The sequence below is a fragment of the Cobetia sp. 1AS1 genome (assembly GCF_029846435.1).
In the GTDB taxonomy this organism is placed as follows: domain Bacteria; phylum Pseudomonadota; class Gammaproteobacteria; order Pseudomonadales; family Halomonadaceae; genus Cobetia; species Cobetia amphilecti.
Genome location: NZ_JARWKU010000005.1, coordinates 272,396 through 279,465, shown reverse-complemented (window position 1 = coordinate 279,465; position 7,070 = coordinate 272,396). Strand labels below are relative to the sequence as shown.

At 63.4% G+C, this 7,070-nt stretch carries 6 protein-coding genes; all 6 read right to left on the bottom strand.

Annotation, left to right across the window (positions count from 1 at the left end):
• Positions 1-523 (bottom strand): DUF5943 domain-containing protein (locus tag QD280_RS11260; protein WP_279839273.1); only part of this gene is annotated, 523 nt, incomplete at its 3' end.
• A 99-nt stretch (positions 524-622) separates the two neighbouring features.
• The gene (locus QD280_RS11255) at positions 623-1,633 is read right to left on the bottom strand and encodes a dipeptidase (RefSeq protein WP_052384560.1); all 1,011 of its coding nucleotides are present in this window, start codon (positions 1,631-1,633) and stop codon (positions 623-625) included.
• A 248-nt stretch (positions 1,634-1,881) separates the two neighbouring features.
• Positions 1,882-2,745, bottom strand: a complete 864-nt coding sequence (mtgA, locus tag QD280_RS11250) for a monofunctional biosynthetic peptidoglycan transglycosylase (RefSeq protein WP_225996519.1) — start codon at positions 2,743-2,745, stop codon at positions 1,882-1,884.
• Positions 2,746-2,936: 191 nt separating this feature from the next.
• Positions 2,937-4,118: a GlxA family transcriptional regulator gene (locus tag QD280_RS11245; protein WP_043333766.1), complete on the bottom strand. Its 1,182-nt coding sequence runs from the start codon at positions 4,116-4,118 to the stop codon at positions 2,937-2,939.
• A 688-nt stretch (positions 4,119-4,806) separates the two neighbouring features.
• The gene (gene fghA / locus QD280_RS11240; protein ID WP_279839270.1) at positions 4,807-5,670 is read right to left on the bottom strand and encodes an S-formylglutathione hydrolase; all 864 of its coding nucleotides are present in this window, start codon (positions 5,668-5,670) and stop codon (positions 4,807-4,809) included.
• 121 nt (positions 5,671-5,791) lie between these two features.
• On the bottom strand, positions 5,792-6,901 hold the full coding sequence (locus QD280_RS11235; protein WP_279839269.1) for an S-(hydroxymethyl)glutathione dehydrogenase/class III alcohol dehydrogenase: 1,110 nt from the start codon (positions 6,899-6,901) through the stop codon (positions 5,792-5,794).
• Positions 6,902-7,070: the final 169 nt, after the last annotated feature.

Genomic DNA, 7,070 nt, shown 5'->3' with positions numbered 1-7,070 from the left:
GAGCGACCTCGAAATACCCCACGTCACAGCCTTCCTCACCGCCGCTCTGGGTCTGGACGGCGACGGTGCGCAGCTCGCTGCCACGCGCAGCCAGAATCTGGTCCATCGCGCCGGCGAACCAGCCGGTGAACATGTACTCGAGCTTGGTACCTGTCTTGCCCTGCTGATAGACGAAGCAGGAGTGTTCTAGGCGCACCTTGCAGGTACCGCGCTCCAGATCGATCTCCTCGGTGATGAACAGACCCCAGCCGCGCTGCGACAGGCGCTTCATGTAGTGCTCGAAGACTTCGACGCCGACCAGGCCATGCAGCTCGGCTTCCTTCTCGCACCAGTGCCAGGCGCTCTTGTAGCCGGCGTGATAGAGAATCTCGGCGTATTTCTCCACGCCCAGCGCCTCTTCCACCGCGACATGGTTGTTGATGAAGAAGTGGCGCGGCACGTACAGCATCGGCAGCGCATCGGACGTCCAGACGCCAGTCTCGCTATCCACTTCGATCGGCAGTTCAGGGGCCATCTTGCTCATGTCGGTGTCCTCCAAAGGGGGCTTGAGGGAATTGCAAAAGAGAGATCAGGAAAGAGAGATCAAGTAAGAGCGATCAATAAAGGGCACGGGCAGCCAGACTCAGCCGCCCCAGACATTTTCCAGCGTGCGCAGCCAGTTCTCGCCCATGATCTTGCGTACCTGATGCTCGCTCATGCCGCGACGCAGCAGCGCCTCGGTCAAATTGGGGAACTCGCCGATGGTGCGGATGCCTTCCGGATTGACGATCTTGCCGAAGTTGGTGAGACGACGGGCGTAGCCCTTGTCGTGGGTCAGCCACTCGAAGAAGTCCTGACCGTGGCCCTGGGTGAAATCGGTGCCGATGCCGATGGCATCCTCGCCGACCAGGTTCATCACGTATTCGATGGCCTCGACGTAGTCGTCGACGGTGGCGTTGACGCCGGCCTTGAGGAAGGGGGTGAACATGGTGACGCCGACGAAACCGCCGTGTTCGGCGATGAAGCGCAGCTCGGCATCGGACTTGTTGCGCGGGTGGTCCTTGAGACCGGCCGGCGCGCAGTGGGAATAGCAGACAGGTACCTTGGATTCGAGGATGACTTCCTCGGAGGTCTTCGAGCCGACGTGGGAGAGATCACACATCACGCCGACGCGGTTCATCTCGGCGACCATCTCGCGCCCGAAGCCGGACAGGCCGCCGTCGCGCTCGTAGCAGCCGGTGCCGACCAGATTCTGGGTGTTGTAGCACATCTGCACGATGCCCACGCCGAGCTGCTTGAAGACATCGACATAGCCGATCTGGTCTTCATAGGCGTTGGCATTCTGGAAGCCATAGATGATGCCGGTCTTGCCGGCGGCCTTGGCGGCGCGGATGTCGGCGGCCGTGCGCGCCACGCAGACCAGATCACTGCTCTCGGCGATCAGCTGGTTGCTCTTGACGATGTTGTTGACGGTCGCCTGGAAGCCTTCCCAGACCGAGACAGTGCAGTTGGCAGCGGTCAGACCGCCCTTGCGCATGTCCTCGAACAGCTCGCGCTGCCACTTGGCGATCACCAGACCATCGATGACGATGCTGTCATCGTGCAGGGCGCGGGCCGCATCGGACCCACCGAAGGAGGAGGAGAATTCGGACATCATGTCGCTCCGGCGCTGGGCAGGCGGCTCTGGAAGTCAGGTCACTGCCCGTACCCGGCGGACAGGGCCTGCCGGAACACGATCTCCAGCAGGCTGTGCCAGCATAGTCCTGCCCTCTTTCCCCTCTGACGCCAGATGCGACCCGTGGCTATCGAATCGCGTCAGGGCTGTCGTTTCTGAAACGACGACGCCCCGACTCGAGAGAGCCGGGGCGTCGTGGGACAGCCGATGGTGTAGCGTCAAGCCGGTCAATGCGCGGGGGACAGCTCCTTGAGCGAAGGCAGCAGGTCCCAGCTCAACCAGCCACGCGGCTGTTCCAGACGCTTCAAGTAGCCCATGCCGAGATTGTTCATCTGACGGCGCGTCCAGCTGGCGCGGCGCTGGATATAGGCCGAGGGCTTGCCGGCATTGAAGCGGATCGGGTTGGGCAATACCGCCGCCAGCAGACTGGCCTGGTAGGCGGAAAGGCTGGCGGCATCGGTATTGAAGTGATGCTCGGCCGCGGCCTCGACGCCGAAGACGCCCGGCCCCCATTCGGCGACGTTCAGGTAGACCTCGAGAATGCGCTCCTTGGGCCAGATCATCTCGATCAGGATGGTGAACCAGACCTCCAGCCCCTTGCGCACCCAGCTGCGCCCGTTCCACAGGAAGACATTCTTGGCGGTCTGCTGGCTGATGGTACTGGCGCCGCGCAGACGCTCACCGGCCAGCCGCGCATCGATGGCCTTGACGATCTGATCGACATCGAAGCCGTAGTGATCGGGGAATTTCTGGTCTTCCGAGGCGATCACCGCCAGACGGGCATTGTTGGAAATCTGCTCCATCGGCACCCAGTCATGCTGCAGCGCCATCGGCTCGCCGGTGACCAGGCCATAGCCCCACTTCTCGAGCATCACCATCGACACCGGCAGCGGCACGAAGCGCAGCAATACCACCAGGCCGATGCAGGCCACCATCCAGCAGGCGATGACCTTGAATGTCCACACCGCCAGCCAGCGCAGACGCTCCATCGGGCGCATGCCGGCACGCGGCGCCGGGCGGCGTGTCGCCCCGCGCCGAGCACCCGCCACACGCTCCGTGCCTTCCTGCCTGCGTTGCTGTCCTCGTGCCATCCCTTGCCGTCCCCTGTCGTGCGTGTCGTGGCTCGTCATTCCGCCGCCGAGCCATTGTCGTGTCAGCCACTGCTTCCTGGTGCCTTCGAGTGTACCAGAGCGTGCCGGTGGCTCCTGTGAAAACGACAACGCCCCTGCCGGAGCGGCAGAGGCGTTGGATGTTGCGGAAGTCTGGTGTCAGTCGGCAGGCATCAGCCTTGCAGGCGCACGCTGGCGTAGGTCGGCTCACCGCGCGCATTGGCCAGTGCCAGAATCGCCGAGGAGACGGGGGACTCGCTGGCCGGTTGCAGGGGCGCATTGCCGACCATGCTCTGGCCGATCGACTGGTGCAGCAGCCCTTCCAGACTGGCGACACCGGTCAGCTGATGATCGCCATCGGCGCGACACGGCACCTCCAGCACGCTGACACTGCGCTCGCCCCCGATGCGCTCGTCACGCGGCGGCATGCCGAAGTACTCGCGGTAGCACTTGGAGAAGTGCGGCGTGGACACGAAGCCACAGGCCGAGGCCACCTCGATGATCGACAGCGCCGTCTGCTTGAGCAGCTGACGCGCGCGGGTCAGGCGCAGCTTGAGGTAGTAGCGCGACGGCGAGCAGTGCAGATACCGCTGGAACAGCCGCTCCAGCTGACGGCGCGAGACATCGACATAGTGCGCCAGCTCGTCCAGGCCGATGGGCTCTTCCAGATTGGCCTCCATCAGCGCGACGATTTCCAGAAGCTTGGGCTGGGTGGTGCCCAGCACATGCTTGAGCGGCACGCGCTGCTGGTCCTGCTCGCCACGTACGCGATCGCAGATGAACATCTCGGAGATCCCCGCCGCCAGCTCGCGGCCATGCTCGCGACCGATCATGGTCAGCATCATGTCCATCGGCGCGGTACCGCCGGAGGCCGTGGCGCGGTCCTGATCGATGGAGAACAGTCGTGTGGTCAGCGGCACGCGCGGGAAGGCTTCCTGCATCGCGGCCAGACACTCCCAGTGGATGCTGGTCTCATGGCCTTCGAGCAGCCCCGCCTGAGCCAGCGCCCAGCTGCCGGTGCAGACGGCGCCCAGCTTGCGGCCGGCACGTGCCTGGGCCTGCAGCCAGCTGACATGCGGGCGATGCACGGAGCGCTGGATGCCGACGCCGCCGCACACGATGACGATATCCAGCGGCGGGCAGGCCTCGGTGGAGGTATCGGGCGTGACCTGCAGGCCATCGCTGGCGCGCACGGGGGCGCCTTCCAGCGTCACGGTATACCAGCGGTACAGCTCGCGTCCGGCCAGCTGATTGGCCATGCGCAGCGGTTCCACCGCCGAGGCCAGCGAGATGAGCGTGAAGCTGTCGAGCAGCAGGAAGCCGATGGTCTGCGGCTGGCGCGTCTCGCCGGCCATTCCTGCAGCGGATGAGTGAGCTTCGTACGGGCGGGCGAAACGGCCACTGGTCAATGCCATGAGGGGAGTCCTTCTCTATATCTGCTTGAGTGGCAGACCGGGGCCTCGTGGTGCCCTCTCCCGTGGCCTGATGAGGCCGGCGGGGGTCCGCAGTATTATCGTTATTGGGTCTCAGCAGGGAGCGAACCTTGAGGGGTCGGCTCCAGCAGCGACGACATCGGCGATCGGCCCCATCAGGGGAAGGTCAATAAGCGACCTCTGCAATTCCGATAGCGTCAGGGATGTCGTGATTCACTGCCTGGACGTCGTGCGTTGTCCACCTCTCGACAGTAAACCATCGCGCCTGCATGGCGCAGTGACTTTATCGCCGCTATGCAGCAAATCATCGTTGCCGTACGGCACAGAATAACGCCTGAGTTGGCTACCACTGACGCAGCATAAGCAAACGCCACCAAATCGGGCTTTCATGCCTTGAGGTTCTGAAAAACGCCGCTTCTCATGACGAAAAAACGACAGTCCCGCTATCCATCAATCGATAGCGGGACTGTCGTTTCTGTCTTTCACGCAGCATCTCTGCTCGGCGAGCGATCAGCTGCGATTGGCACTTTCACACCTCAACGCCTGAGGCTCACCTCAAAGCAGGTGCTTCGCGTGCCTTTTCATTTCTACCGGCTACCACACTCACACCTCAAAGGAGGTGTTTCGCGTGGTAGGCAAGATGCTCATCGATGAAGCTGGCCATGAAGAAGTAGCTGTGGTCGTAACCGGGCTGACGACGCAGGACCAGCGGGTGATCCAGTTCGGCGCAGACCGCTTCCAGACGCTCCGGCTTGAGCTGCTCCTCGAGGAACTGATCACTCTCGCCCTGCTCGACGAACAGCTCCTGACGCGCGGCGCCGCTCTTGCTCGCCTGCTTGACCAGTTCGCAGGTGTCCCACTGCGCCCACTGGGTGCGGTCATCACCGAGATAGCCGCTGAAGGCTTTCTCGCCCCACGGGCAGGCCATCGGATTGACGATCGGCGCGAAGGCCGAGACCGAACGATAGCGGCCCGGATTCTTCAGCGCACAGATCAGAGCGCCGTGACCGCCCATGGAGTGACCGGAGATGGACTCACGCTCGCCATCCACCGGGAAGTGCCGCTTGACGAGCGCCGGCAGCTCCTCGGTGACGTAGTCATACATGCGGTAATGACGCGCCCACGGCTCGCGGGTGGCATTGACGTAGAAGCCTGCGCCACTGCCGAAGTCGTAGCTGTCGTCTTCGCCGACCAGATTGACGCCGCGCGGGCTGGTGTCCGGGCAGATCAGGGCGATGCCCAGCTCCGCCGCCTTCTTCTGCGCGCCGGCCTTCTGCATGAAGTTCTCGTCGGTGCAGGTCAGCCCCGACAGCCACCACAGCATCGGCACCGGGCCCTGTTCGGCCTGGGGTGGCAGATAGATGGCGAACACCATGTCGCAATCCAGGCTGCCGCTGCGGTGACGGTAACGCTTGAGCCAGCCGCCATGCACCTTGTTGGCGTTGACCAGCTCGAGTTGTTCGGTCGCGGTCATCATGCTCTCCCTTGTGATATCGCCCATGAAAACGGCGTCGGCAAGCCGACGCCGTTTCGCGTTCCAGACCTCACCGGGTAACAGGTGTTTCCCTGTTGCCCGGCGGCAGTTCAGCCTCGGATCAGAAGCTCAGCACGGTACGGATCGACTTGCCTTCGTGCAGCAGATCGAAGGATTCGTTGATCTTCTCGAACGGCATCTGATGAGTGATGAAGTCGTCCAGATTGATCGCGCCGTCCATGTAACGCTCGACGTAGCCCGGCAGTTCGGTACGGCCCTTGACGCCACCGAAGGCGGAGCCTTTCCAGACGCGCCCGGTCACCAGCTGGAACGGACGGGTGGCGATCTCTTCACCGGCACCGGCGACGCCGATGATGATGGATTCGCCCCAGCCCTTGTGCGCGCACTCAAGCGCCGCACGCATGACATTGACGTTGCCGATGCACTCGAAGGAGTAGTCGACGCCGCCGTCGGTCATGTCGACGATGGCTTCCTGGACCGGCACGGACAGCTTGCTCGGGTTGACGAAGTCAGTGGCGCCGAACTTGCGGGCCAGGTCGAACTTGTCTTCATTGATGTCGATGGCGATGATGCGCGACGCCTTGGCCATCACCGCGCCCTGGATGGCGGCCAGACCGATGGCACCGAGGCCGAAGATGGCGACGGTAGAGCCCGGCTCGACCTTGGCGGTGTTCATCACCGCGCCGATACCGGTGGTGACGCCACAGCCCAGCAGGCAGATCTTGTCCAGCGGCGCTTCCTTGGACACCTTGGCCAGCGAGACTTCCGGCACCACGGTGTATTCGGAGAAGGTGGAGGTGCCCATGTAGTGGTGCAGCATCTTGCCATCGAGGGAGAAGCGCGAGGTGCCGTCCGGCATCAGGCCGCGACCCTGGGTGGCACGCACGGCGCTGCACAGGTTGGTCTTGCCGGAGAGGCAGAACTTGCACTTGCCGCATTCGGCGGTATAGAGCGGAATGACGTGGTCGCCCGGTACCAGGCCAGTCACGCCCTCGCCCACTTCCTCGACGACACCGGCGCCTTCGTGGCCCAGCACGGACGGGAACAGGCCTTCCGGGTCTGCGCCGGACAAGGTGAACGCATCGGTGTGACAGACGGCGGTATTGACGATGCGAACCAGCACCTCACCGGCCTTCGGCCCTTCGACATCGATCTCGACCAGTTCCAGCGGCTTGCCGGCTTCCAGCGCAATCGCAGCACGTGATTTCATGAATCTCTCCTAGTGAGCATCAATAGCGGTAAACTGGCTGCCAATCTCATGCCCCCTGGTGTGGTGACGATCACCACGGAGGCCACCCTGAAAGGTAGCAGCACCTGACAGGTTGCATGGATGAGTCGCCCGAGGGACTCCCCACGCGACAGGCACTGGGCTCGTCCTT

Excerpts from the sequence above, each read along its gene's own strand:
- QD280_RS11255 (WP_052384560.1), bottom strand. The coding sequence starts at position 1,633 with ATGTCCGAATTCTCCTCCTCCTTCGGTGGGTCCGATGCGGCCCGCGCC.
- mtgA (WP_225996519.1), bottom strand. The coding sequence starts at position 2,745 with ATGGCACGAGGACAGCAACGCAGGCAGGAAGGCACGGAGCGTGTGGCG.
- QD280_RS11245 (WP_043333766.1), bottom strand. The coding sequence starts at position 4,118 with ATGGCCGGCGAGACGCGCCAGCCGCAGACCATCGGCTTCCTGCTGCTC.
- fghA (WP_279839270.1), bottom strand. The coding sequence starts at position 5,670 with ATGACCGCGACCGAACAACTCGAGCTGGTCAACGCCAACAAGGTGCAT.
- QD280_RS11235 (WP_279839269.1), bottom strand. The coding sequence starts at position 6,901 with ATGAAATCACGTGCTGCGATTGCGCTGGAAGCCGGCAAGCCGCTGGAA.